The 24,269-nt window shown below is 73.2% G+C and carries 14 protein-coding genes; 4 read left to right on the top strand and 10 right to left on the bottom strand.

The window, feature by feature from the left end; all coding sequences use genetic code 11:
- Positions 1–116: 116 nt before the first annotated feature.
- Complete coding sequence (locus tag EV371_RS10775) at positions 117–1,382, bottom strand: MFS transporter (protein WP_130461919.1); 1,266 nt, start codon at positions 1,380–1,382, stop codon at positions 117–119.
- A 273-nt stretch (positions 1,383–1,655) separates the two neighbouring features.
- Here EV371_RS10775 and EV371_RS10770 point away from each other — a divergent pair, with 273 nt between their 5' ends.
- Positions 1,656–3,329 (top strand): right-handed parallel beta-helix repeat-containing protein, encoded by a 1,674-nt coding sequence (locus tag EV371_RS10770; RefSeq protein WP_130461918.1) that lies wholly within the window; start codon positions 1,656–1,658, stop codon positions 3,327–3,329.
- A 29-nt stretch (positions 3,330–3,358) separates the two neighbouring features.
- On the opposite strand, the gene EV371_RS10765 is transcribed toward EV371_RS10770, so the two are convergent.
- The 5 genes from EV371_RS10765 to EV371_RS10745 are packed head-to-tail and all read right to left on the bottom strand — an operon-like array spanning position 3,359 to position 14,439.
- The gene (locus EV371_RS10765) at positions 3,359–3,865 is read right to left on the bottom strand and encodes an MSCRAMM family protein (protein ID WP_130461917.1); all 507 of its coding nucleotides are present in this window, start codon (positions 3,863–3,865) and stop codon (positions 3,359–3,361) included.
- A gap of 1 nt (position 3,866) precedes the next feature.
- Complete coding sequence (locus EV371_RS33370; protein ID WP_165436662.1) at positions 3,867–5,426, bottom strand: ICP22 family protein; 1,560 nt, start codon at positions 5,424–5,426, stop codon at positions 3,867–3,869.
- 1 nt (position 5,427) lies between these two features.
- Positions 5,428–13,707 (bottom strand): toxin glutamine deamidase domain-containing protein, encoded by an 8,280-nt coding sequence (locus EV371_RS10755; protein ID WP_130461916.1) that lies wholly within the window; start codon positions 13,705–13,707, stop codon positions 5,428–5,430.
- On the bottom strand, positions 13,688–14,032 hold the full coding sequence (locus EV371_RS10750) for a PE domain-containing protein (RefSeq protein WP_130461915.1): 345 nt from the start codon (positions 14,030–14,032) through the stop codon (positions 13,688–13,690). The genes EV371_RS10755 and EV371_RS10750 overlap by 20 nt, the downstream gene beginning before the upstream one ends.
- Positions 14,029–14,439, bottom strand: coding sequence for a YbaB/EbfC family nucleoid-associated protein (locus tag EV371_RS10745; protein ID WP_130461914.1), 411 nt, complete (start codon positions 14,437–14,439; stop codon positions 14,029–14,031). Before EV371_RS10745 ends, EV371_RS10750 begins: the two co-directional genes overlap by 4 nt.
- Positions 14,440–14,486: 47 nt before the next feature.
- On the opposite strand from EV371_RS10745, the gene EV371_RS10740 reads away from it, so the two are divergent.
- Both EV371_RS10740 and EV371_RS10735 read left to right on the top strand, forming a co-directional pair.
- Positions 14,487–15,629, top strand: coding sequence for a S8 family serine peptidase (locus EV371_RS10740; RefSeq protein ID WP_130461913.1), 1,143 nt, complete (start codon positions 14,487–14,489; stop codon positions 15,627–15,629).
- Entirely contained in the window at positions 15,590–16,306 is a 717-nt protein-coding gene (locus EV371_RS10735) for an SUKH-3 domain-containing protein (protein WP_130461912.1), read from the top strand. The genes EV371_RS10740 and EV371_RS10735 overlap by 40 nt, the downstream gene beginning before the upstream one ends.
- A gap of 76 nt (positions 16,307–16,382) precedes the next feature.
- Here the strand turns inward: EV371_RS10735 and EV371_RS10730 are convergent, their stop codons facing one another.
- The 4 genes from EV371_RS10730 to eccD all read right to left on the bottom strand — a co-directional run bounded on the left by EV371_RS10730 (position 16,383) and on the right by eccD (position 20,057).
- Positions 16,383–16,679: a WXG100 family type VII secretion target gene (locus EV371_RS10730; RefSeq protein ID WP_130461911.1), complete on the bottom strand. Its 297-nt coding sequence runs from the start codon at positions 16,677–16,679 to the stop codon at positions 16,383–16,385.
- A 15-nt stretch (positions 16,680–16,694) separates the two neighbouring features.
- On the bottom strand, positions 16,695–17,078 hold the full coding sequence (locus EV371_RS10725) for a WXG100 family type VII secretion target (protein ID WP_130461910.1): 384 nt from the start codon (positions 17,076–17,078) through the stop codon (positions 16,695–16,697).
- A 71-nt stretch (positions 17,079–17,149) separates the two neighbouring features.
- Entirely contained in the window at positions 17,150–18,553 is a 1,404-nt protein-coding gene (eccB, locus tag EV371_RS10720; RefSeq protein WP_130461909.1) for a type VII secretion protein EccB, read from the bottom strand.
- 106 nt (positions 18,554–18,659) lie between these two features.
- Entirely contained in the window at positions 18,660–20,057 is a 1,398-nt protein-coding gene (eccD, locus tag EV371_RS10715) for a type VII secretion integral membrane protein EccD (protein WP_130461908.1), read from the bottom strand.
- An 89-nt stretch (positions 20,058–20,146) separates the two neighbouring features.
- Between eccD and eccCa the strand changes: the two genes are divergently transcribed.
- Positions 20,147–24,187 (top strand): type VII secretion protein EccCa, encoded by a 4,041-nt coding sequence (gene eccCa / locus EV371_RS10710; protein WP_130461907.1) that lies wholly within the window; start codon positions 20,147–20,149, stop codon positions 24,185–24,187.
- Positions 24,188–24,269: the final 82 nt, after the last annotated feature.

The raw sequence follows: 24,269 nt of genomic DNA, 5'->3' as shown, positions 1-24,269 counted from the left end.
GGCGTGGATCGCGGAGTTCAGCCAGGCACCGCGCCCCTACGTGCACGGCGCCTACCTCAACGTGCCGAACATCGGGATGTCGGAATGGGAGACCGCCTACTGGGGACCCAACTTCCTCAGCTTTCGGTGGCGAGCGCCTGCTCCAGGCGTACCTCGGCCTGGGCCTCGGCCCGGGCGATCGAGCCGGTGGGTAGCGCCGCGACCACCGCGGCGGCCGCCACCCCCACACCGGCGAAGATGAACGCCCACGGTACGCCGACCTGGTCGGCGAGTATCCCGGCCACCGCGCCGCCGGCCGCGCTCGCTCCGACCGCCACGGTCACCACCCAGGTGTACGACTCGTTCAGCATGCTCACCGGCGAGATCCGGCCGACCATGGTGTTCTCCACGGTCAGCGCGGGTGCGATGGTGGCCCCGCCGAACACCAGGGCAACGCCGAGCGCGATCGGGTTCGGCATCACCGCGAAGACCGCGAAGGTGGCCGCGAGCAGGCCGAGGAGCTGCCCGAACTGGCGGGCGGCGTTCCGGGCCGGCTTGCGGGTGCCGAACCAGAGGCCGCCGAGCGCGCTGCCGGTCCCCCACATCGCCAGCAGTACCCCGCCCACGCTCTGCGCGTTGGCCGGATCGTGCGCGGAGGCGTACGCCGGCACGGCCACCCCGGCGGCGCCGAACGCGATGCCGAGGCCGGCGACGCAGAACAGCAGTGCCGGGAAGCCGCCGACCCGCAGCGGGCCGAGTCCTTTGGCGTGGCTGTCCCGGGGGTGCGGTCGCCAGCCGCGCATCACCGGGCCGAGTGCCACGGCAGTGGTGCCGACCAGGGTCACCACGGCGGCCCCGAGCAGCGCCGCCGCGGCGTCGGCCAGCAGCACGAAGGCGGCGACCAGCAGCGGGCCGACCACGAAGACCACCTCGAAGAGCGTGGTCTCGGCGGCGAGTGCGGTGTTGCGCAGGGCGTACCGGCCGGAGGCGGGGTCGGTGAGGTCGTTCCAGGCGCCCCGGATGGCGGCGGTCAGCGGCGGGTACGTCGCGCCGGCCATCGCCGACGCGGTGAAGATCAGAGCCAGGGCATCCGAGCCGGCGCGGCTGGCCAACAGCAACCCGACCATGGCCAGCGGGTGGGCGACGGCGGTGACCAGCAGCACCCGGCTCGGCCCGACCCGGTCGGCGATCCGGCCGGCGACCGGGCTGAGCGCGGCACCGGCGAGCGCGTACACCCCGCCGGCCACGGCGGCCAGAGAGTACCGGCCGGTGACCTGCTGGACGACCAGCAACAGCGCCAGCGGGGTCATGCCGATGCCGAGCCGGCCGACAATGCCGGCGATCAACAGCATCGGCGCGCCGGGGATGCGCCACACTCCCAGGTACTGCCGCAGCGCGGTCACGGGCGTGACTCCTTGGATCATTGGTGTAACGAGTGGATCACCGTGTAACGAGTGGGCGACCTTCCGACCCTAACGCGAACGTCCCGGCCCGCTGAACCGGATTACGTCCACGTCACTCCTACCCCCGCAGGGCCCGACGCCCACCCGGCCGGCAGTGCGGGCTGGACCGGGTTCCGGTGCGATATGGTCAACATCGGCTGCATCGACCCGCCGCCGGTCCCTGCCCCCGTCCGGTCCCTGCCCCCGTCCGGTTCCTGATCCCCCTACGGAGCGATGACGCACACCCTGCTCGTCTCGGCCACCCAGTCTGACGCGTACCCCACCATCGCGGACGCACTCGACGGGGCACCGGACGGCGCCACCATCCTGGTCACCCCCGGGGAATACCTGGAGCACCTGCGCATCGAGCGGGCCAACGTGATCATCGGCGTCACCGGTGATCCCGGATCGGTGACCATCCGCGCCCGCCGGGCCGACGACCCGGTCGTGGAGTGCCGGGACGCCACCGTCGAGCTGCGCGAGCTCGTCTTCGCCGGCGCCGATGCCCCCGCCCTGGCGGTCTTCGGCGGCACCGTCCGGGTGGTGGACACCGAGGTCTCCGCCGGTCGGGCGGTCGCGATCCAGGTGGGTCCGCGCAGCGAGTTCGAGTTCACCCGGGTGCGCGTCACCGCCGCGCAACGGGGCATCCTCTGGGACACCTGCGCCGGTACGGCGGTCGGCTGCGAGATCACCAACGTGGTCGAGGACGGCCTGCTCATCCGCTCCGCCGACCCGACCATCCGCAACTGTACGGTCGCCGAGTGCGGCTACCGGGGCATCTACGTCTACGACTACGCCCGCCCGCTGCTGGAAAACTGCGAGGTGACCGGTTCCGGGCTGGGCATCGCGGTCGCCCAGGAGAGTTCACCGACGCTGCGGCGCTGCCGGGTGCACGATGTGCGGGGTCTGGGCATCACGGTCGGTCCCGGCTGCGGCGGCCTGATCGAGGACTGCCACACCGAACGGACCGCCGCCCCCGGCATCCAGCTCAGTCCGGGCGCGACCGCCCAGGTGACCACCAGCGAACGCGGCCTGCCCCGCTCGGTCGGCGCGGGCGAGGCCCCGGCGACCCGCAGCGATCCCCGGCGGATCGAGGAACTCACCGGCGAACTGGAACAACTGGTGGGCCTGCCCGGGGTCAAGGCCGAGGTGCGCGCGATCATCGACGAGATCCAGGTCAACGAGTGGCGGCGCAGCGGCGGGCTCTCCGTCACGCCGAGCAGCAACCACCTGATTTTCGCGGGGGCGCCCGGCACCGGCAAGACCACGGTCGCCCGCATCTACGGTCAGCTCCTCGCCGCGCTCGGCGTACTGCCGAAGGGCGGGTTCCGCGAGGTCAGCCGCCGGGACCTGGTCGGCCAGTACCTCGGCCACACCGCCGAGAAGACCTCGGCAGCGTTCGAGGCGGCGCTGGGCGGCGTGCTCTTCATCGACGAGGCGTACACCCTCTCCCGCTCCTTCGGCTCCGGCGGTGACTTCGGGCAGGAGGCGATCGACACGCTGGTCAAACTGATGGAGGACCACCGCCACGAGATCGTGGTGATCGTCGCCGGCTACACCGACGAGATGCTCGGCTTCCTGGCCGCCAATCCCGGGCTGGCCTCGCGGTTCAGCCGGACCATCGAGTTCGAGAACTACAGCGCCGTCGAACTCGCCGAGATCCTCAGCAGGATGGCCGAGAACCACGAGTACGTGCTGGCCCCGGAGGTCGCGGTCGCGGCCCGGTCACACTTCCAGACGGTCCGCAAGGACAAGGACTTCGGCAACGCCCGGGACGCGCGCAAGCTCTTCGAGGGCATGCGGAAGGCACAGGCCCAGCGGCTGCGGCAGTTGCGGCGGGTGCCGAACGCCGAGGAACTGCAGCTCATCACCCTGGAAGACCTCGCCCTGGTCATCCAGGCGCCCTGACCCCGGCCGCCGCCGACTCCACGCGGGGCTCAGCCGGATCCGGACGTACGTCCCTCGCGCAGCAGCCGACCGATCCGGTCGAGGATCTCGTCGCCCACCTCGGCCGGCCATTCGTAGCGCCGCTCCTCGATGTGTGCGAGGAGTTCCGGCTCGGGCGGCACGCCGTACCGCTCGGCGAAGTAGGCCAGCGACTCCGGCCACACCCAGCGGCCGTCGGTGTGCAGGTGCGCCGGCACCACCTCGGGGTGCTCCGGGTCGAGCGGATCCGGATCGTAGCCCCAGTTCGCCATCACCACGGGCGACTCGCGCAGGTACGCGACCACCGCAGCCCGCTCGGCGTACTCCAGCCGCCGCGCAGGCGGTACCGGCCGGCCCGCCCGGTCCCGGTCGAACCGGACGGCGGCGAACCGCGGCTCGTCGTCGGCGGGCGAGCCGGCGTCCGAGTCGGCGGGCGAGCCGGCGTCCGAGTCGGCGGGCGATCCGGCGTCCGAGTCGGCGGGCGATCCGGCGTCCGAGCGGTGCGCGGGCGGCGACATGTCAACGACCATAGCGGGCCAGGAAGCCGGCCAGCCGCCGTCGGCGCCGGTCACGCTCGGCGGTCAGCCAGTCCCTGGTGAACTGTTCCGGCAGGCGTTGGTGCTGCTCCCACCCGTCCACCGTCCAGATCGCGCTGGTCCCGATGGCGGCGGCGTCGGGCGGAAGGAACCTCAACGCCTCGTCGAGTGCGCTCGCGGCGCCGACGAGGAGCTGTTCGATCTCCTCCCGGTCCACCGACCACGACGGGTCCGAGCGGCCATCCGGAGTGGACCGGTCCGCCTCCGACCCGTCCGGCCCGTCCAAGCCTTCCGGGCCGTCCAAGCCTTCCGGGCCGTCCAGGACGTCCGGGCCGTCCGAGGCGTCCGGGCCGTCCGAGGCGTCCGGGCCGGGTGGGATGCCGAGGCTGTCCAGCAGCACCTGGTAGCCCTCGGCGACGCCCAGCCACTGTCCGGCGTCGATCGCCTCAGACGGCCCGTCCTCCAGATAGCTGAACTGGTACGGCGACTCCGGCGGCACTCCCGGTCGCTGGGGCATCCGCAGTACGAACTCGCGGTGCCGGCCACACCCGGCGCAGGGTCCCGCATAGCGGACCAGCACCTCCTCGTCGTCGCTGCGCACGACGTCGAGCTGACCCCGGGGGAAGAGCGCCGAGCCGCACACGCACGGATGCAGATCGAGATAGAGATGCGCCTCGGCGAAGGTGCGCACCCGGACCGGCGCCTCCGCTGCCGGTGCTCCGGCCGGCTCCGGACCGGTCGCCTCCACCGTGGGCGCCGGCTCGGCCGGCACACCGTGCGCCGCTCCGGCGGCCTCCGGCCGGGTCACCGCCCCGGATGGCTCCGTCAGCGGGTCCGCCGGCGGGTCCGACACCGGGTCGGCCGGCGGGTCCGACACCGGGTCCGGCACCGGGTCGGGCAGGTCGTAGCGGGTCACGAAGTCGGCCAGCCGGCGCTGGTAGTCGGCCCGGGCCGCGTCGAGCCGGGACCGGCGGAACAGCTCCGGCCGGTCGCCCCGGAGCCGCTGCCCCAGCGTGGTCCAGCATGCCGTCGCCGGCACCACGTCGCTCTCCGACGCTCTGCCGTCGGCCGAGTGTGCTGATCCGTCGAGCGGTGCCGGCAGGAACTTCGCCACCTCGTCGGCCGCCGCCCGCGCGGCGTCCCAGGCGCCGTGGATCGCCCGGTACGTCTCGTCGTCCGGTGGCGCGCCGCCGAGCTGGGCCAGCCCGGTGCGGGCCAATTCTGCGTGGGAAAGCTCCAGCAGGCACCACTGGCCGGCGTCGATCAGGGTCGACCGTCCCTCCCCGTACGACAGCCGCGACTCGTCCCGCGCGTCGGGGTCCGGCACCGGTACGACCACCTCGATGGTGTGCCGCCTGCCCTGGTAGGGACCGTCGAAGCGAAGCAGGTAGGTGTCACCGGAGCGGTGCAGGGTGGTGAACCGGTCGAAGTCCACCCACTCCTCGCCGGGCGGCAGGCTCAGTTCGACGAAGGCGTACGCCTCGGCCAGGGTGCGTGCCTCGGGCAGGCCGGCTGCCTCGGTCATCGGGTGTGCCTCGGTCATCTCAGTCACCCAACACTACCGGCCGGTCCGGGAGGGTCACCGGACCGGATCGGAACGGCGCCGGCCGTTCCGGCTCGGGCAGCGTCTCGCTGATCCGCTCCAGCTGTTGCAGCCGGTGGAAGATCGAAACCGTCCGCCTCCGCAGGTGGTCGGTGTCGAAGGTGAAGACCGCCAACTGCTCCTCCGGGGCGGTGCCGAAGAAGCGTTTACGCAGTTCCGCTCGGGTTTGGGACAGCACGGCCTCACTGCTGTCGAAGGAGATGTTGCTGGCCTCCTTCGCCCCGCTGAAGCTCAACACCTGGCTGATCGTGACAGCCGGGTTGGAGGTCGTCGCGCCGACCACGATGCTCGCGGCGGTGCCGACGGTCTGCCCGGTGGCGTCCGTCCCGAACTTCATCAACCGGCTCCGCGCGCTCGGCAGCCCCACCGGGATCGCGCTGATCCGGTCGACCTCCTGGCGCAGCCAGGCCTGCACACTCGCCAGGATCTCGTCCGGTGAGCCGGTCGGATCGATCCGCAGCATGTGTGCGACGTCCGAGTTCACCCGGTACGCCATCAGCGTCCCGCCGTCGGTCCGGCCGGTACCCAGTTCGAAGGTCAGGCTCTCCGGCCGGCCACTGACGCCCTCGCGATGGAAGAGGAATCGGAAGGTGTGCTCTGCCTCCGCCACCGGCTCGATACGGCCGTTGCGCGGCCATTGCCCTGCCTTCGCCACCTTCTGGGCGACCTTGTCGAGCAGGTCGGGCTCCGGTACCGCCCCCAACTGGGCGTGCATCGTCGCCACCTCGGCAGCCGTACGGGGATCCTGGGCGAGTTGCTCCTCCATCTGTCGCACCCGCTGCTCCAACCCCTGCACCGCCGCGCGCTGCTCGTCGAGCGACCGGCGCAGGTCCGCCGGGCTCACGTCGTCCTCCTCGATGGCGAACGCCTTCCGCAACGCGATGTCGTTCACCCGCATCGCATGGAAGCGGGCGCTCCACCGCTGCCCGAGGTGCGCCACGGCGCTGGCACCGGTCATCAGCCCCCACAGCGGTCCACTCAACGCGGCGACTGCCGCCGCGCCGGCCAGCCCGACTCCGGTGGGCAGGTAGTCCTCCAGTAGCCGGCGCCGGGGCGGCAGCGGATGCTCCCGGTCGAAGAGAATGTTGTCGCAGACGTGCTCGATCGTCCGCTGAATCTCGTCCGGGGCGGCGTCGACGTTGACGGTGAACTCGAAACGGCCGCGCTTGAGCCGACGGACGGCCGGGACGACCGGCCGGTTGCCTTCCACGGTGCCGAAGGTCAGGGTGAGCGTCACGTCGCGCTTGATCCCGATCCGGTCCGACCGGAACACCCGGGTGTCGGGGTCGCGCTCCGCAGCGTGGTCGCGTGCGAAGTGGTGCCGGTGGCGCCGGTTGACCTGGTTGATCGCCCGGGCTGCGGCGTCGATCGCCCGCTCGGTGTCGGCCGGCGTGGGCCCGAACCCGGTTGTCCCGGAGCCGAAACCGGGGGTCGCGGGGCCACTGCCGGTCGTCCCGACGACGGTTCCGGTGGCCGCGGGGCCACTGCCGGCGAGCTCGGAATCGATGGCCTGGGCAATCGATTCGCCGCTGCGGGCCAGCGCCACGATCTGGTTGGCCATCGGCCGCCGCTGTTTACCCGGCAGCCGCGTACTGTAGGCGGCGTCGTGCCGTTCACGCAGGTCACGAAGCACCTCGTCGCGTCGGCTAATGGCCCGGTCGGCAAAGACCTGGACGATCGACCGGGCGACGGCCGACTCGCCGAGTACCTCCCCGAAGTGGGTCCGGGCCAGGTTCCCGACCGGCACACTCGGCAGTACCCCCGTGCCGGTGGCGGTGGCGCCCTTCTCCAGGTGACCGACCACCTCGGGCGCGGCCAGGCTCACCTTCTCCTGGCGTTCGGCCACCTTCTTCAGCGCCGCCCGAACGGCCTCCTCGAGAGCGTCCCGGTCGGATCGGGCAAGGTCCGGAGGAACCCGCAACGTGATGGCGGGATCCTCGAACTTCACCTCGATCTTGGACGGATCGCCGGTGACGGCCACCTCGACCCGTACCCGAGCGTCGTTCCCCTCCCCCTTGATCCGCAGCCGGTATCGGTCCTCGCCGCGGTGTTCGACCCGGAGCAGGTGCTCGACCGGCTTCTTCTTGCGAGCATGGTCGATCTGTTCGATCACAACGCGGATCCGGCGACGGAGCGCCCTGGCGGAGTCGTCGTCGATCGCCGGTGACGACGACGGCGGGGGCGCGGGCGCCGGGGTGGGTGGTCCGGGAACGAGTAGGTCCGGCCGGCCCACCGCGCCCGTCGCCAGTTCGGCGGCCTCGGCGAAACCACGATCGACCAGGCGTTGGAGCCCGCCGTCCTCGATTCCGGTCCGATCGGTCCGCAGGGCAAGCCGTCGATCCTGCTCCCGGTCGGCCTTGCCCAGTTTGCTCCGCCGGCTGACCCCGCCCTGCGTGATCATCTCGACACCGGCCACCACCACACCCTTCACCGCGAACGCGGGCACCCCGAGGGATTCGGCGACGACAGCCATGGTGGTCGCGCCGGCGGCGGCGGGGGCACCGGCGATGCCCCGGTCCCGCCAGCGCCGCGACACCTCCGGCGGCCGGGCAGCCTGTTCCTCGACTGTTGTCTGCAGGACCGCGCGCAGCTGGTTACGGAACTGTGCCCAGGTCGGTACCAGGGTCGGTACCGCACCGGCCGAATGGTCGATCAGGGACGGGTCGACCACCAGGGCGAAGTGCCGGTCCTCGGCGGTGTTGCGGATCTCGATCCCCCGCCCGCCCGGGACGGCGTCGGAGCGCAGCTCGACCGTGAACGCCACCCGCCCCAGCTTGGCCCAGCCGGCCGGGAGCACCCGGAAGACGGCCCCTTGCCCGCTCGGCACCGGAGTGACCAGGGCCACGGTGGGGTCGAACAGGACCCCGGAGAGAGCCTTCCGGGTGACCGCCACGGCCGGATCGGAGTCGAGCGCCCAGGCCCGTTCCTCGGTGAGCAGGCGGTACGCCGACGCGGAGAGGCGTTCCCGCGCCAACTCGACCCGCTCGTCACCGCCGGGGAAGCCCTCGCGCAGCCCGTACCGCTCGATGAAGTCGCGGATCTCGGCCCGGAGCGCGGACCGTTCGGCTCCGGTCGTCGTCGGCAGGAGTAGGGCCATTGCCTCGAACGTGCCGAGATTCGCGGCGTCCCGCTCGGTCAGTCGCGGCCGGCGTACCGAGATCGGCTGGTTGGCCAGGACGTCCGTCTTCTTGCCTCCCGGAGCGGCCCCGACCACCCTGTTGTGGGCGTACAGGAGCGCCCCGGCCAGTACCCGCTGCACGCTGGTCTGGTCCAGGCCGTCGAGCTGGTCGTGGAAGAACTCGATGTCGTGCTCCCGATCCGGACCGACGTGCAGCGCGAACCTCCCGTTGCCCGGGTCACGCGGCGAGGTACGCAGGTTCAGCCGGTACGGCGCACCCTGCTCTGGCCGGATCTCGACCACCCGGGGGGCGGGCACCGCCACGTGCTGGATCCCGGGTGCGCCGGTCAGCAGGCCGGCGACCTGCTGGGCGGCCGTCTGCAACCGATCACCGAGTCCGGGGTCCACCGCTGCCGACCTGGCCGGCAACCGGTCTGCCACGCCCGTCAGGTCGAGCCCGGACAGGTCGAGCGGGGTCCTCCGGACCGAGACCCGCTGATGATCTGGTATGTCCACCTCGACCTGGTACGCCTGCACGGTCAGCTCACCCCGGACCAGTGACCGGTGCAGCGCGTCGAGCAGCTCCGGATGTTGCCGCAGGTGCTCGTGCAGCTCCCGACTGGTCTCCAACACGTCCCGGATGTGGGCCGGGGTGCCGCGTTCGGCGAGAGTGCCGTCCTGGAGCAGGTGGCGGCTGCCGCTGGTCGGCTCGGTCTCCAGCACCACCAGGCGCTGCCTGTCCGGATCGAACCCGGCCACCGCGAACGCGCCCGGCGGGCGTGGACCGGTACGGCCAGCGGTCAGCTCGGCGCTGCCGTCGATGCGGAAGTCCTCGGCGAGAAGCCGCCGGGCCATCGCCTGGGGAGCCTCGGCGCGGGCCTGTCGCACCGCCGACTCCAGCCGGTGGTACTGCCGGACCGCCGCCGCCAGCTCCGCCAGCCGGGCCGGGGAGGGCCGGCCCGTCGGCCGGGCGACCAGGTCGGCAAAGGTCGCCGTCACGTTCGGCTCGGCGAGCTGGCTCAGGTCCGCGATGCCCAGTTCGGTCATCAGCGCGGCGAGCCTGCCCCGCCGGAGGTGTTCGAGTTGCATTCCCTGCAACGCCAGCTGCGGCACCACCTTCTGGGCCGGACGGCTGTAGGTCCGGTCCGGCGGACCGGGGACGGACCGGTGTGTGACTGGCCGACCCCGCGCGAGGAGCGGATCGCGCACCACCTTGCCGGTGCGCGCCGACCTCAGCTCGAAGCTGTACTCGTCCCGGTAGGTGCCGGCGGAGTCTCGCTCGTGGTGCAGCCGGCCGGTTTCGTCGTCGCGGTAGGTGTAGGGCCGGTCGTCGTACCGGTGCAGTCGCCGGTCGTCGGTCCGGTAGGTCCCCGACAGGTCGCCGCTGAGATGGCGGTGGTCGCGCAGGTCCGGCGGCAGCAGCGGCCGGCCGGGCGGGCCGGTGGCGGCGGTGGTCGGGCCGGTAGCCACCTGCCCGGTGGTGGCCGTCGGACCGGTCGTGGCCGTTGGACCGGTGGGTGTCGCCGTCGGGCGGGGGGTGGAGCGGGACGAGCCGCTCGGCTGGCCGGACGGGGTGAAGGTGTGCCACGCTCCGTCCGGTGGCTGCTTCGGCCGGCTCGAGTCGCGGGGATCCGGCTCGGCGACCACCACCGTACCGTCCAGGAAGGACCAGACCTTCGCGTCGGCACCGCTCACCTCGTGTTGCCGACCGAGGTCGAGCAGGCGCTCGGCGAGCATGGCGGCGAGCGGGCGGCGGCCCCGGGGAGCCGTCCCGGAGTAGTTTCCCACCAGCACGACCCGGCCGGTGCCGAGGTCCAGATCGCCGGACTGGACCAGCTCCGCCAGCGCGTGGACGAAGTCGGCGCCGAGCATCCGGACATCGGCGACGCCCACCTCCCCGCCACGCTGGCCGCGCAGGACAAGCTTGACCGTGCCGGGCTCGGGGTGCAGCGCGTTGGCGACCCGGCGGTGCCGGCGCTCACCCGTCAGGTCGAAGCCGGCCGGGATCGCCCGCAGGTTGTCCCGCACCGCCTGGACCGCCTCGGCACCCGCGACCAGTCGCGGCTGGCCACCCGGACCAGGCTGGCCACCCGGACCAGGCTGCCGGCCGGGCTCCGCCGGTGCGTGCTGGCCGGGCAACGACGCACGCAACGAGTCGGCGTACCGGCTGTCCAGCACCGCCTGCCGCCGATCGGTGGGCGCCGCCAGCTCCCCGTCCGGGTACGGCGACACCGGCTCGCCGTGGGCGTCCAGCGGCAACGCCCACACCTGGTCGGTCTGTCCCTGGTAGAGCGGCGTCTCGTCGGAGATCATTCCGGTCTGCGGCTCGACCCAGACGATTGTCCCGGTGTGGTTGACCGCCACCCACATGTGTGAGCCGCCGTCCGTCCACTGGCTGATGATCACCGCCGCCGCGCCGTGGCCCTGGATCAGCAGCTGCGACCCGACGGCGTCGAGTCCGGCAGCGCCGGCACCCTGCTGGACGAAGTCTGTGCCGAGCCATCGTTGGATCCGGGCGGTGCCGTCCGCCACGCCCCGCGACAGGTCCTGGTTGAGCGCACCGGCCACGCTCGGCCGGCCGTACCAGGTGGAGAGGAACGCACGGACCGTGTCGGTGCAGTTGGTGGCCCGGCCGGGCCGGGTCGGGCCACCGTCGTTCAGGTAGCCGACCCAGCGTGACGGGTGCCGGGGATCCGGGTGGAGCACCGGGCTCCGCTGCTCGTCGACCGGGATCCGGCCGCTCAGCTCCCGTTCGTCCCAGGCGGACGCCGGATCGAGGTCCTCGTCACCGGTAGCCGGGCTCTGGGTGGGCCCGGGGCGCGGCCGGGTCGGGCCGCCGGTGCTCGCCCCGCCGGCACGCGGAGGTCCGGAATGGTCGGCCGGGCGCAGCACGGCGGCCACCCCGGCCAGCCCGAACCCGGTTCCCGCATTTCCCTGGTCGGCCGTGCCGACCGGCCGACCGTCGAGTCCGGCCGGCGCCACCGAGGTCCCGCTGTGTCCGCCCGCCGATCCCGCGCCACCCTGCCCACCGCTGGCCGAACCACCACTGGACGGGCCACCACTCGACGGACTGCCGCCCGACGGGCCACCGCCGGACGGGCCACCACTGGACGGACCACCGCTGGACGGACCACCGCTCGGGTGGCCGGTGGGTGGGTGGCCGGTGGGTGGGGAGGTCGCTGCCGGTCCCGTCGTGGCCGGGCCGGCAGCGGATCCGGTGGTACCGGCGCTCGGGGTGCCAGCGGTGGAGGACGGGCTGCCCGACCCGGCCGGGCCGCCCGAGGTCGGCGAGCCTGGGCTGCCCGAGGTGGGTACCTGGGCGCCGGGGGTGCCGGAGCCTGCCGTGAGTCCCGTGGGGCTTCCGCCGGCCGGCGCGACACCGACCGGAGGCAGGTACGCACCGGATGTGGCGACGGGCGGCATCGCGCCGACCGGGCCGGTAAGCCCGCCGTGGCCGGTACCGATCGGACTCGACGTGGGTGTGCCGGAGGCTGCTCCCGGCCCGGTCGGCGCGGGCCCCGACGACACCGTGCCGCTGGACGGCGGCGAGCCAACCGACGAGACCGGCTGGTGCGGCCGCCCCTGGTCGAGGTCCTCGGTGGGCCGGGCCGGTGTGACCGGATCGGGGGGCGGCGGTGGCGGTCGCGACGGCTCCGCGGCGGCGGGCTGCCCACCTCCCGCGGCACCGGAGGAATCCGGCCGTCCCGGCCCGGAACCGCCCGGTCGCTCCGGCCCGGACTCGGCCGGCTGCCCCGGCGCGGGCTGACCCGAGCCGGGCCCGCCCGGCTGGCCCGGCTGCGCCGAGCCCGGCAGGCCGGCCTGATCCGGTGCCGACGGCCGGGACCGGTCCGGTTCCGAGGGCCGTGGCCGATCCGGGTCCGACGGCCGGGACTGATCCGGCCCGGATGGCCGCGACTGGTCGGCGCCCGACGGGCCCGGCTGCCCGGGGGACGGCGACCTCGGCTGCCCCGCGCCGGGCGGTCCGCTCGACTGACCCGGGCCCGAGGCGCCCGGCGGGGTCGTGCCGCCGACCGGGCCAGCGCCCGTTCCGTCGGGATCGCGCTCCGGCGCGGGGCCGGGCGTCGTCCCGGTCGGCGGCAACGCGCCCGGCGGCAGACCGGTCGGCGCCACCGGGACGGCTGTCGGCGTCGGCGTGGGCAGCACCGGAACCTGCTGCCCGAGCCGCTCCAGCGCGTCGTCCCGGCCCTCGCTGATCCGCCCCCGTAGTCCCTCGGCGATCGCGGAGTTGCCGAAGCCGTCCGTGTCGATGCGCCAGTCCCCGGTACGCAGCCCGTTCACGGTCGCGTTCGTCACGGTCTCCACGCCGGCCTCGTGGATGCCGTCGATCCCGGTACGGATCGCCGAGCCGAGCGGATTGTGCGGAGCACGCCGGCCCAGGAGGTTGGCGAGCGGACCCGTCCCGGCGGCCAACGCGCCCGCCCCGGCACCGGCCCCGGCCGCCCAGAGCGTCCTCTCGGCGTCCCAGCCGGTCCGGGTACCCATGCCGGCCTGGATCCCCTGCGCGGTCAGATCCGTCGCCAGCTCCTGGAGCCCTTCGAGCACCGCCTCGCGCAGTGCCAGCCGCCCCAACGAGCTGGCGGCCCGGCTCAGCAGCAGGCGCAACGCCGCGGCGATCGCCATCCGGGCGATGCCGATCGGCCCGGCCGCCGCAGCGAGCGCCGCGCCGAAGGTGAAGAACGACAACACGATGATCGCGAAGATCTCCAGGCAACAGGTGAGGACGGCGATCAGGACCGTGATTTTCTCGTACTCGATATCCAACGCGGCCTGGTCGGCCGCCTGCGCGACCTGCTGGGCCAGTTGGGAGAACTTCGGCAACGCCTGGTCGACGACCTTGCTGAACTCGGCCTGGAAGGTCAGGCCGGACGGGCCGCCCCAGGCCTCCGCCAGCGCGGTCCGCTCGGCGCTCGCCTCGACGAGCGCCTGGTTGAGGCTCGCACCCGCGTCCCGCCAGGCCTGGGCCAGTTGCCGGATCCGGTCCTCGTCCGCCTCCGGCCAGGCCGAGCCACCCGTGGAGACCCAGACCAGCAGATCCCAGACCTGCTGCCAGGGCTCACCCCAGTCAGGCGGACCGAGCGTCATGCCCGCCGAGAAGTCTCTTCGTCCGCAGGTCCGTCTCGATGAGAGTGTCCACGCTGGTCAAAGCGACGTTGCCGAACCCGGTCACCGACTTGCCGACCTGGCTCAGCGCCGCCTTCAACTCCTCGGCCCCGGCGAAACCCTCCCGGTACGTCTGGCCGACCTCGTCGTTGCCCCACGGGTCGCCGACCCCGTTCAGCGCGGCGACCGCTCTGTCCATCGCGGCGCCCAGTCGTTCACCCGCCCCGGCGAGTCGCCCGGCGGCGCTGACCGCACCGTCCGGATCCGGTACGTGTGCCACGTATCCCGCGTCGCCGGGCTGCGTCATCGGATCGAACCCTCCTCGGGCAACCGCTCGACCATCCGCCTGATCGCCCCGTCGAAGTCGTGGTTGCGATAGGCCTCCATCGACTCCTCCGACACGTAGGGGCGGCAGGCGTCGAAGACCCGGCGCTGCGCCTCCTCCGCCGCCACCGCGATCGTCGCCTCGATCTCCTCGGCCAACCGGCGCGGGTCGCCGTAGTCGAGGACCTCCGGGCCGAGATCGAGCCGCTGCAACCGGCCCTCCGGGCCGACCGTGGCGGTGATCGAACCGTCGGCGGAGGTGGCGGTCACCGTCACCGCCCGGACCCGGGCGGAGATCTCGTCAAGCGCCGAACTGGCCTGACGGAACTGGGCGGTGAGGCGCTCGGCGCGAGCCCGCAGCTCGGCAACCTGCTCACCGTCCACAGTCATGTCGCAACGGTACTGGACCTCGATCAGCAGCCGCTACCCTCACAGGCATGGTCAGGCATCCCGTGATCGCCGCCGTGGCCGGCGTACTGGCCGTGCTTCCGGCGATGCCCACGGCTCTCCTTCCGGCGGTGCCCGCGGCCGCGGCGCCGGCCACCTCGCTCCGCTGTCCCACCGCGGCGAACGCCACCTCGGCGGTCGCCCGCGAACCGACCTGGTCGCACCACTGGCTGGCGGCGGAGCGGCTCGCGCCGCACACCGGTGCCGGAATCACCGTCGCGGTGGTCGACACCGGGGTGAACGTCACGCATCCGCAGCTCGCCGGCAGGGTGCTGGCCGGATACGACGTGATCCGTGACCGGGCCGGCGCCACCGTCGACCACACCGGGCACGGCACGGCGGTGGCCAGCATCATCGCCGCCAAGCCGATGCCGAACACCGCGCTGCTCGGCCTCGCTCCGGGCGTACGGATCCTGCCCGTCCGGGTCAGTGACTGTGCCCGTACGGTCCTCGACCGGGACGTGGACCCGGTGCACCTGGCGGACGGCATCAGGTGGGCGGCGGACCACGGAGCCCGGGTCGTCAACGTCTCGCTCGCGGTGCCGAAGAACCACTCCGGGCTCCGCGCCGCAATCGCGCACGCGCTGCGCCGGGGTGTCGTGGTGGTGGCGGCGACGGGCGACGCCCGGACCAGCCCGACGTCGTATCCGGCGGCCTACCCCGGGGTCATCGCCGTCGGCGCCCTGGACGAGGCCGGCAACGTCACCGGCATCCGCTCCACGATGGACCTGGTGGCGCCCGGCGACGAGGTGCTCGCGGCGGCGCCCCGCGCCGGGCACATCATCTGGGCCGGGACCGACGCCGCCGCCCCCGTGGTGAGCGCCACGGCCGCGCTGGTCCGGTCGGCTCTTCCGAAGGCCACCGTGGACGAGGTCCGCGCCCGGCTGACGAACACGGCGACCCCGATCGCGAACGGGCCGGGAGCGGTGGACCCGTACCGCGCGCTGCGCGAGATGCTCGCCTCGCCGACACCGGTACCGCAGGTGGTGATGGACCTGCGCCAGCCCGAACGCCCCGAGTCGCCCTGGCCGGGCCGGGCCGGACCCTGGGCGGGACTGCTCGGCGCCGGGGCGGTGCTGGTGCTGGTGCTGCTGTGGCTGCGGTCCCGCTGGCGTACGGCGGGTGGCGGATGATCGCCCGAGCCGAGGCGTACCGGTTGGCCCGGGAGTGGGCCCGCCGCGAACTGGGTACCGAGGATCCCGGCTTCCGCGAGTTCGAGGCCGGGTACGTGGTGTGGGACCGACCGCCCGCCGCGCCGGGACCGCTGCCGCCGGGGAGTGGCGCCGGTCAGCCACCACCCCGGGTCGGCGCCGCCCGAGGTGTGCTCGACCGGGAGACCGGGCAGTGGTCCAGTTGGCCGTCACTGCCGATCGACGACGTCATCCGGCTCTACCTGGCCTACCACACCGGATCGGCACGGTTTCCGGAGGACGTCCGTACGATGCTGCGGATGGCCGGCTGGGTACCGGGACGTGACGGCTCGGCGCTGCTGCGGACCTGGTGCCGCCGGCACCGGATCGACGAGACCGTGCTCTTCCCGGTGGCCCGTACGGTGGCCGCCGACTTCGGCGGTCTGACCATCGCCGGGTACCGGTTCACCCCGACCCCCGACGACCGGGTCCCGCCGGCCCATCCCGACCTCGCTGACCGGCTCGGAATGCGGGTGTGGCAGATCGCGGCCGGTGATGGTCGGATGCTGGTCGTCGACGAGTCGGGCGCGGTGCACCGCCGTGACCGTTCCGGCGACGCGGCGTACGCCTCCAGCGTCGACGACGCTCTCGTCCGGCTGGTCCGCCACGAGGACGGGTGACCAGGCGCTGAACCCCGCCTGGTCCGGGGAGCGGACAGCGCGGTGCCGCCCCTCCCCGGCCCGCCGATGGCGATTGCTACATGTGGTGCGCCCGCATCATCGAGACGAGTTCGCTCTCGGCGTCCGACATGAGCGCGTGCGATCCGCTGATCTTTCCCTGGATCTGGCCACCCATCTCGACCAGGACGCGTGCGGCGTCCCGCCACTCGGCGCGGAGCATCTCGTACTCCTGCACCGAACTGCCGCGCCAGGTCGCCATCAGCGACTCGATGTGCTTCTCGATCGAGGTGAGCCGCTGGTTCATGTTCTCCATGGCCTGGCCGTACGCGGCCGCGCCGGTGGTCATCGTCGCGCCGACCATACGAATCTGCATGACAGTCCTTTCGAATCAGCCCCGCAGGGCGGCGTAGACACCGCTGGACGTGTCGGCTCCGGTCCCGCCGGTGCCGGGGATGCCCTCACCGAGGTCGACCATCGAGGCCCGGATCTGCGAGTCGGTGAACTCGTGCTTCTCGGCGACCCGGTTCAGCAGCTCGGCAAGCCCGTCCAGGGCAACCTTGATCCGGTCGAGCTGCTGCTGGTAGCCGACGTTGACCTCGCCGAACATGGCACCGCCGGCGCCCATCCAGTCGTCGGGCATCCGGCTGGTGCCGGACTGGATCGCGCCCTTGACCTCGCTTTCGATCAGGGTCGCCTGGGTCCGCACCTGGCCAGCGGTTTCCCGCATTTCTTCGATGTAGTTCTGTACCAGTTCCTCAGTGCCACCTGCCACGGCCGCTCCCTCCACTGGAACTCGCCGACCCGACGAGTTGGTGTCAGGGTACTGTGGATGATCGCCTTCTTCTATCCCGCCGGGTTCGCTCCCGGCGGGATAGCCCGGACCGCCGCCGAGGGCTCCAACACCGGGCCGTGCGGCACCCGGGCCAGCAGGCCGGTGGGCAGCTCGACCGCCCGCTCCGGCTGGTATCCGAGCCGAGCCAGCACCTCCGGACCCGGTACGGGATAGGCGATCCCGTGATCGGTGACCAGGAACCAGGTACCTCCGGTCGCCCCCGGCGCCGGCTTGGCCAGTACCACCACACCCCGGCCCGGCTCCACCGCGACGCGGTCGGCCAACGGCACCCCGGTGGCGGTGGCCGGAGGCCGGGCGGCGGCGGCCGCGTCCCCGGTTACCGGTACGCCGACCGTGACGACGCGTCCGTCCCCGGCGTCACCGATCCGCACGCACACCCCGGCACCCGACCCGACCGGTACGACCCTCGGGGTGGGTTCGGCGGGCAGGGCTCCACCGGTCGGAAGGTTCCCGTCGACCGTCAACGGGGTGCCGCCGACCGGCGTCGGTCCCGGCGTGCCCGGATAGCCGGGGTCGGCCAACAGGATCCGAGCCTGTAGCTCGGTCACCCGGTCGACGCTGTTCGGCTTGACCACGTAGTGCTGCTGGGTCGCCGGGTCGACGAGTACCTCGCCCACCTTGGTGCCCTTGCGCCAGCTGCTCTCCCGGCCCCGGTTGTCGACCTTGATCGCGCTCAGCGGGGCGCCGGCGGGCAGGACGTCGAGCCAGGCGAGCGTCACCGGGTACGCCTGGGCCGGAGCGACCCGCAGCGCGTCGGTGACGATGGCATCGTCCCGGATGGCGTGCCGCCGGCCGTGCCAGATCAGGTGCCGGGCGCCACTCGGGTCCACCACCAGAACCGCGGCCGATCCGAGCTCGTCACCGCCGCCCGGCCGCCATCCCGCGTACACGTAACTGAGTGGCACCGGATAGCCGACGGCATCCCGGGCGGTCACCCCGCAGACCGACCACGGGCTGGTACGCAGCTTCTTCGGGTCCGGCAGGTTGTCGGGGGCGCCGACGATGCCGACCCGGGGCCCCTTCGGCCAGGTCAGCGAGGCCCGGGCGACCAGGTACGGATCCTTCGGCCGGTCCAGCAACAGCCGCGCCGAGGCGTAGTTCGCCACCGGGTACAGGGTGCGCAGGTCGGGGCGGCAGTAGTACTTCGTGCCGGTCTCCCGCTCGATCACCACCGCGTCGCAGGCCTGCCAGCGCTTGTTGCCACTGGGAAAGAACTTGCCGTAGACGCCGACCGCCGCGAGCGCGATCACCGTGACCATCACCGCCGCCAGCGAGGCGCCGGCCAGCCGCCGGCCGGGCCAGTCCAGCGGATCGGGATGCTGCGCGAGCAGGGCGGCGGTGAGCCGCCCGCGCAGGAACTGTCGAGAGTGGATCAGATCGCGACGGGTCAGCATGCCGCCGACCCCGCTGCCGCGCCCGAACCTGCCGGCACCGCTGCCGTGCCCGACGCCGACGGCATCGCCGCGCTGGCCGACATTTCCCTCCTCCGGTGGGTGTGGTTCAACCGAACAGTCCTCGAGCGAGGCCGAACAGACCCAGCACCGCGCAGGCGAGCAGGGGGGCGAGGACCACGCAGACGATTTCGACGATGTCGCCGATCCGGCCCAGGTTGGGCGGGAGCGGGCGGCGGGCCGCCGCGGCCGCCACCCCGTACGCACCGGCCGCGACCGCGAGCATCCCGGCCAGTACCGGGATGATCAGGTCGACCCGGGTCGTGGTGTCCAGTGCCAGCCAGCCGGCGCCGACCAGCAGCAGCGCACCGAGCAGCGCGGTGGAGCCGACCGGCACCCGGTGCCGCACCGCCGCGAACGTGCGCATCCGGAGGGCGCAGACCAGTACCACCACCACGGCCAGGATCGACGCGCTGACGTCGGCGGCCCTGGCGAGCACCCCCACGCAGAGCAGCAGGATCACGGAGCTTCCGGCCAGTACTCCGGTCAGCAACTCGTCCGCCCGCCGGACCAGCGCGGTCAGCCGGGCCAGCGACGGGAGGGACGCGAACTTCGAGACGTCGTCCCCCGGCCGGGGCACCTCCGGGCTCGGCAGGCCACCGTGTGCCGTGGCCAGTCGCGGCAGCAGCGGGGCCAACAGCACCAGCCCGCCGGCCAGCCCGGCGGCGGCGGCGACCGGGCCCACCTCGGTGGCGACCAGCGCCCAGATCTCACCGAGCAGCCCGATCGTGAGACCCGTGTGGAAGACCGGCCGGTGCACGTCGAGCCCGGCCAGGGCGAGGGAGGCGGCCAGCATCAACCCGGCGGATCCGACGAGCAGCGGCCAGGCGCGCAGCGCGGCACCGAGGTCGGCGGGGCCGGGCAGCAGCGCGCCGCCCACCGCCGCGTACACCATCCCGTACACGCCGAGCAGGGTGGCCAGGCCGGGTTCCCGGCGCCACCGGGCGACCGCCGCACCGGCACCGATCAGCACCGCGGCGACCGCCAACGCCACCTGACCCGCGCGGACCAGGGGCGGGCCGGCCAGCAGGAGCAGCAGCAGCGCGCCGCCGAGGACCGCGGCGACGGTGACCAGACCGGCGCGGTAGGTCGAGCTGCCACCCCACGCGCGGCCGTGGCGCGCCGCGGTCTCCGCCACTCCGCCGGCGAGGTCGTCGTAACCGGGCTCCGGCCAGTGCTGGTCACGCGGGGCGAGCAGCAGTACGTCGCCGTCCCGGACGCCCAGCCCGGCCAGTGACTGGGTTGGCTCCAGCACACCCCCGTCGAGCTTGCGGACCACCCAGCCGCCCCGCGGCACGCCGTCGTCGGCCAGCCCCTCCCCACCGTGCCGGAGCAACGCCGGTTGCAGGTACGTCAGTGGCAGGTGGTCCGGCAGCGCCATGTCCACGCGTCGCTTCGGTGTCATCAGGACGATGCGGGTGAAACCGATCGTGGTCGGCGTCGCCATGAGCAGCCCCTCAACGGCCTTTGACAATCCGGACTGGACACTCTCGCCGCGACACGTATCCCCTACGATGCCCGGGTGGGAGCGTCTGCATGGGCACAGTAGTACGCAAGCGGCCCGCGCGTCGGCTGGCTCCGCCCTATCCGCAGGGCGAGGTGGCCCTGGAGCCGGTGCCGGAGATACCCACTCCGGGCGGGCGCTCGTGGAGCCGGTTGCTGATCATGCTGCCGATGCTGGCGGGCGCCGCGGCCATCGCACTGATGTTCGCCGGAGGCAGCGGCAACAACCCGTTCCGGATGTTGACCGGCGCGCTGTTCGGCGTGTCGATGCTCGGCATCGTCGCCGTGCAGTTCACCTCCTTCGCCGGCGGGGCGAGCAAGCAGGAGATGCAGGCACAGCGGCGCGAGTACCTGTTCCAGCTGAACCAGCAGCGGCGGGCCGTACGGCAGACGATCCAACGGCAGCGGGCCGCCGAGTACTACGCCCACCCCGACCCCGACGCCCTCTGGTCCCTTGTGGACAGCGTGCGGCTGTGGGAACGGCGGTACACCGACGCCGACTTCGGCCAGGTACGGATCGGGCTCGGGCCACGCGACCTCGCCGCCACGCTCGTCGTACCGCCACCGGTGCCGGCGGAGAAGGCCGAGCCGGTGAGCGCGTTGGCGGTACACCGCTTCGTCGAGGCGTACCGGCAGGTGCCGGAGCTGCCGACGGTGCTCGCCCTCGGCGGGTTCGCCCGGGTCTACCTGCGTGGTGACCGACGCCGGGTTCGGGCGATGGTCCGGGCACTCATCGCCCAGGCCGCCGTCTGGCACGCCCCGGAGGACCTGATCGTCGCGGCCTGCGTCGGCCGTTCCGCCCGGGCCCGGTGGGAGTGGGCGAAATGGCTGCCGCACACCCTGCACCCGACGTCGACCGACGCGCTCGGCCCGGTACGCCTGATCGCCCCCTCCGTCGTCGCGCTGGAGGCGATGCTGGAGGACATCGTCGCGGACCGGCCGAGGTTCGACCCGACGGCAGCCGAGGCGCAGTTCGACGGGGCACACCTGCTCGTCGTGATCGACGACGGCGACCCGGCCGGCTCGGACCACCTGCTGATCGACGGCGGCGTCGAAGGTGCCACCGTGCTCGACCTCAGCGGCGAGCCGCCGCGCAACCTGGACCGGGCCACCGTCGTCTTCGACGTCGACGCCGACGGGGATCTCCGGGCGACCACCTACGCCGGCAACCAGCGGCTGGGCCGGGCGGACGCGTTCAGCCTGGTCGCCGCGGAGTCGCTGGCGCGGCAACTCGCCCCGCTACGGCTGTCCGGCGGCGGTGGGCAGGACCGGACGATGAACGCCGAGCACGGCCTCGCCGAGCTCCTCGGGCTCGGCGACCCGTACGAGTACGACGCCGCGCTCGGCTGGGCGCCCCGGCCGCACCGCGAGCGGCTGCGGGTGCCGATCGGGATCGGGCCGGACGGTGCGAAGGTGGAACTGGACCTGAAGGAGTCCGCCCAGGACGGGATGGGCCCGCACGGCCTGCTGATCGGCGCGACCGGCTCCGGCAAGTCGGAGCTGCTCCGCACCCTGGTGCTGGCGCTGGCGGTGCAGAACTCCCCGGAGACGCTCAACTTCGTGCTGATCGACTTCAAGGGCGGCGCCACCTTCGCCACCCTGGACCGGCTGCCGCACACCAGCGCGGTGATCACGAACCTCGCCGACGAGCTGCCGCTGGTCGACCGGATGACCGACGCCATCAACGGCGAGCTGATCCGCCGGCAGGAACTGCTGCGCCGCTCCGGAAACTACGTGTCGCAGCGGGACTACGAGCGCGCCCGGGCGGCCGGCGTACCGCTCGCGCCGCTGCCGACCCTCGTCGTGGTCTGCGACGAGTTCAGCGAGTTGCTCTCCGCCAAGCCGGACTTCATCGACATGTTCGTCCAGATAGGACGGCTGGGCCGCTCGCTCGGGGTTCACCTGCTGCTGGCCAGCCAGCGGCTGGAGGAGGGCCGGCTGCGTGGCCTCGACACGCACCTGTCGTACCGGGTCGGGTTGCGGACCTTCTCGCCGGTGGAGAGCCGGACGGTGCTCGGCGTCAACGACGCCTACGAGCTGCCCCGGGCACCGGGGCACGGTTTCCTGAAGTTCGGCACCGAGGCGCTGGCCCGGTTCCGGGCCGCCTACGTCTCGGGCGCGTACCGCCGGGCGGGCGCGACCGAGCCGGCCTCCGGCGACGACCGGGTCCAGGTCTACACCTCCGGATACGTCCCGCCGGACGACCTCGACAGGGCTCCCGGGACGCGGACGCCGACCGGGACGCACGAGTCGACCGGCCCGAACGGGTCGACCGGACCGAGCGAGTCGGCCGGGATGCACGGGTCGGCCGGGATGCACGGGTCGGCCGGCCCGAGCGAGTCGGCCGGGGTCGAGCCGGACGGCGTCGAGGGCGAGCCCGGTGACGAGACGCTGCTGGAGATCCTCACCGGGCGGCTGACCGGCCGGGGCGTGCCGGCCCACCAGGTGTGGCTGCCACCGCTGTCCACCCCACCGAGCCTCGGCGAACTGCTGGCCGACGAGGCACCGGAGCCGTTGCGGGTGCTGGTCGGCGTGGTGGATCGCCCGTTCGAGCAGCGGCGCGAACCGCTCCGGCTGGATCTGTCCGGCGCCGGCGGTCACGTTGCCGTGGTGGGTGCACCGCAGTCGGGCAAGAGCAGCCTGCTCCGTACGCTGATCGTCAGCCTCGCTCTCACCCACACCCCCCGCGAGGTGCAGATCTACTGCCTGGACTTCGGCGGCGGCGTACTCGCCTCCGTCCGGGACCTGCCACACGTCGGCGGCGTCGCGGCCCGGCGGGACGCCAACCAGATCCGGCGGACGATCGCCGAGGTGGAGACGATCGTCGCCGCCCGCGAGCAGCTCTTCACCGAACGCGGCATCGACTCGATCGCCACCTTCCGGCGGATGCGGGCCGCCGGGGAGCTGCCCGAGGAGCGGTTCGGCGACGTCTTCCTCGTGGTGGACGGCTGGGTCACGGTCCGGGACGAGTTCGAGGACCTGGCCGAACGGATCATCGCGCTGGCCGGCCGCGGCCTGTCGTACGGCGTGCACATCGCCGCGACGGCCGGACGCTGGCTGGACCTCCGGTCGGCGCTGCGGGACGCCTTCGGCACCAGGCTGGAACTGCGGCTGGGCGACCCGTCCGACTCCAGCATCGACCGACGGGCGGCGGCGAACGTCCCGGTGCACGCGCCGGGCCGGGGCATCACACCCGGCCGGCACCAGTTCCTGGCCGCCCTGCCCCGGCTGGACGGCGGCTCCGACGTGGCGGACCTGCCACCGGCACTGACCGAGCTGGTCGTCAAGATCCGCGATGGCTGGACCGGTGACCCGGCGCCCCGGGTACGGCTGCTGCCACCGATGGTCCCGTACGAGCTGTTGCCCGCCGCGGCCGACGGGCCGGGACCCGCGGTCGGGCTGGCCGAACTCGACCTCGGTCCGGTCCACCTGGACCTGAACGCCGACCCGCACTGCTTCCTGATCGGCGACGTCGAGTGTGGCAAGTCGTCGTTCCTGCGGATGCTGGGCCGGGCGATCGCCGACCGGCAGACGCCCGGGCAGGCCCGGATCATCGCGATCGACTACCGGCGTGGCCTGCTCGGCGCGCTTCCCGAGGAGCACCTCCTCGGCTACGGCAGCTCGGTCAACCAGGCCACCGAACTGCTCCGCGACGCGGCCGGCGCGCTCCGGGAACGACTCCCGGGTCCGGAGATCACTCCGGAGCGGTTGCGCGCCCGGGACTGGTGGACCGGCCCGGAGCTCTACGTCCTGGTGGACGACTACGACCTGGTGGCCGGAGACCGGAACCCGCTGGGCGTACTCCACGAGTTGCTGCCGCAGTCGAGGGAGGTCGGGTTGCACGTGGTGGTGGCGCGGCGCAGCGGCGGTGCGAGTCGGGCCTTCTACGACCCGGTGCTCGCCCGGATCCGGGACCTCGGGTCACCGGGCATCCTGATGTCCTGCGACCCCGTGGAGGGTCCGCTGCTCAGCGGGGTACGCCGACCCACCCCGCTGCCGCCGGGCCGCGGCTGGTTGTCCACCCGTCGCGAAGGGGCCCGGCTGGTCCAGTTCGGCTGGCTCGATGTGGACTGACCACGCGAAGTGGCCTGCACATTGGCCTGCCGCGTTTGACCGGTCGGGTCTGCCGCGCGCTGCGTGATCCGATTAGGATCGC

It is taken from the genome of Plantactinospora sp. CNZ321, assembly GCF_004217235.1.
This window is presented reverse-complemented; position numbering and strand designations above follow the sequence as displayed.

What these genes read in the sequence shown, in the direction of transcription:
- EV371_RS10745 (WP_130461914.1), bottom strand. Translation starts at nt 14,439, where the DNA reads ATGACTGTGGACGGTGAGCAGGTTGCCGAGCTGCGGGCTCGCGCCGAG.
- eccB (WP_130461909.1), bottom strand. Translation starts at nt 18,553, where the DNA reads ATGCTGACCCGTCGCGATCTGATCCACTCTCGACAGTTCCTGCGCGGG.
- eccCa (WP_130461907.1), top strand. Translation starts at nt 20,147, where the DNA reads ATGGGCACAGTAGTACGCAAGCGGCCCGCGCGTCGGCTGGCTCCGCCC.
- EV371_RS10730 (WP_130461911.1), bottom strand. Translation starts at nt 16,679, where the DNA reads ATGCAGATTCGTATGGTCGGCGCGACGATGACCACCGGCGCGGCCGCG.
- EV371_RS10740 (WP_130461913.1), top strand. Translation starts at nt 14,487, where the DNA reads ATGGTCAGGCATCCCGTGATCGCCGCCGTGGCCGGCGTACTGGCCGTG.
- EV371_RS10755 (WP_130461916.1), bottom strand. Translation starts at nt 13,707, where the DNA reads ATGACGCTCGGTCCGCCTGACTGGGGTGAGCCCTGGCAGCAGGTCTGG.
- eccD (WP_130461908.1), bottom strand. Translation starts at nt 20,057, where the DNA reads ATGGCGACGCCGACCACGATCGGTTTCACCCGCATCGTCCTGATGACA.
- EV371_RS10750 (WP_130461915.1), bottom strand. Translation starts at nt 14,032, where the DNA reads ATGACGCAGCCCGGCGACGCGGGATACGTGGCACACGTACCGGATCCG.
- EV371_RS10765 (WP_130461917.1), bottom strand. Translation starts at nt 3,865, where the DNA reads ATGTCGCCGCCCGCGCACCGCTCGGACGCCGGATCGCCCGCCGACTCG.
- EV371_RS33370 (WP_165436662.1), bottom strand. Translation starts at nt 5,426, where the DNA reads ATGACCGAGGCACACCCGATGACCGAGGCAGCCGGCCTGCCCGAGGCA.
- EV371_RS10770 (WP_130461918.1), top strand. Translation starts at nt 1,656, where the DNA reads ATGACGCACACCCTGCTCGTCTCGGCCACCCAGTCTGACGCGTACCCC.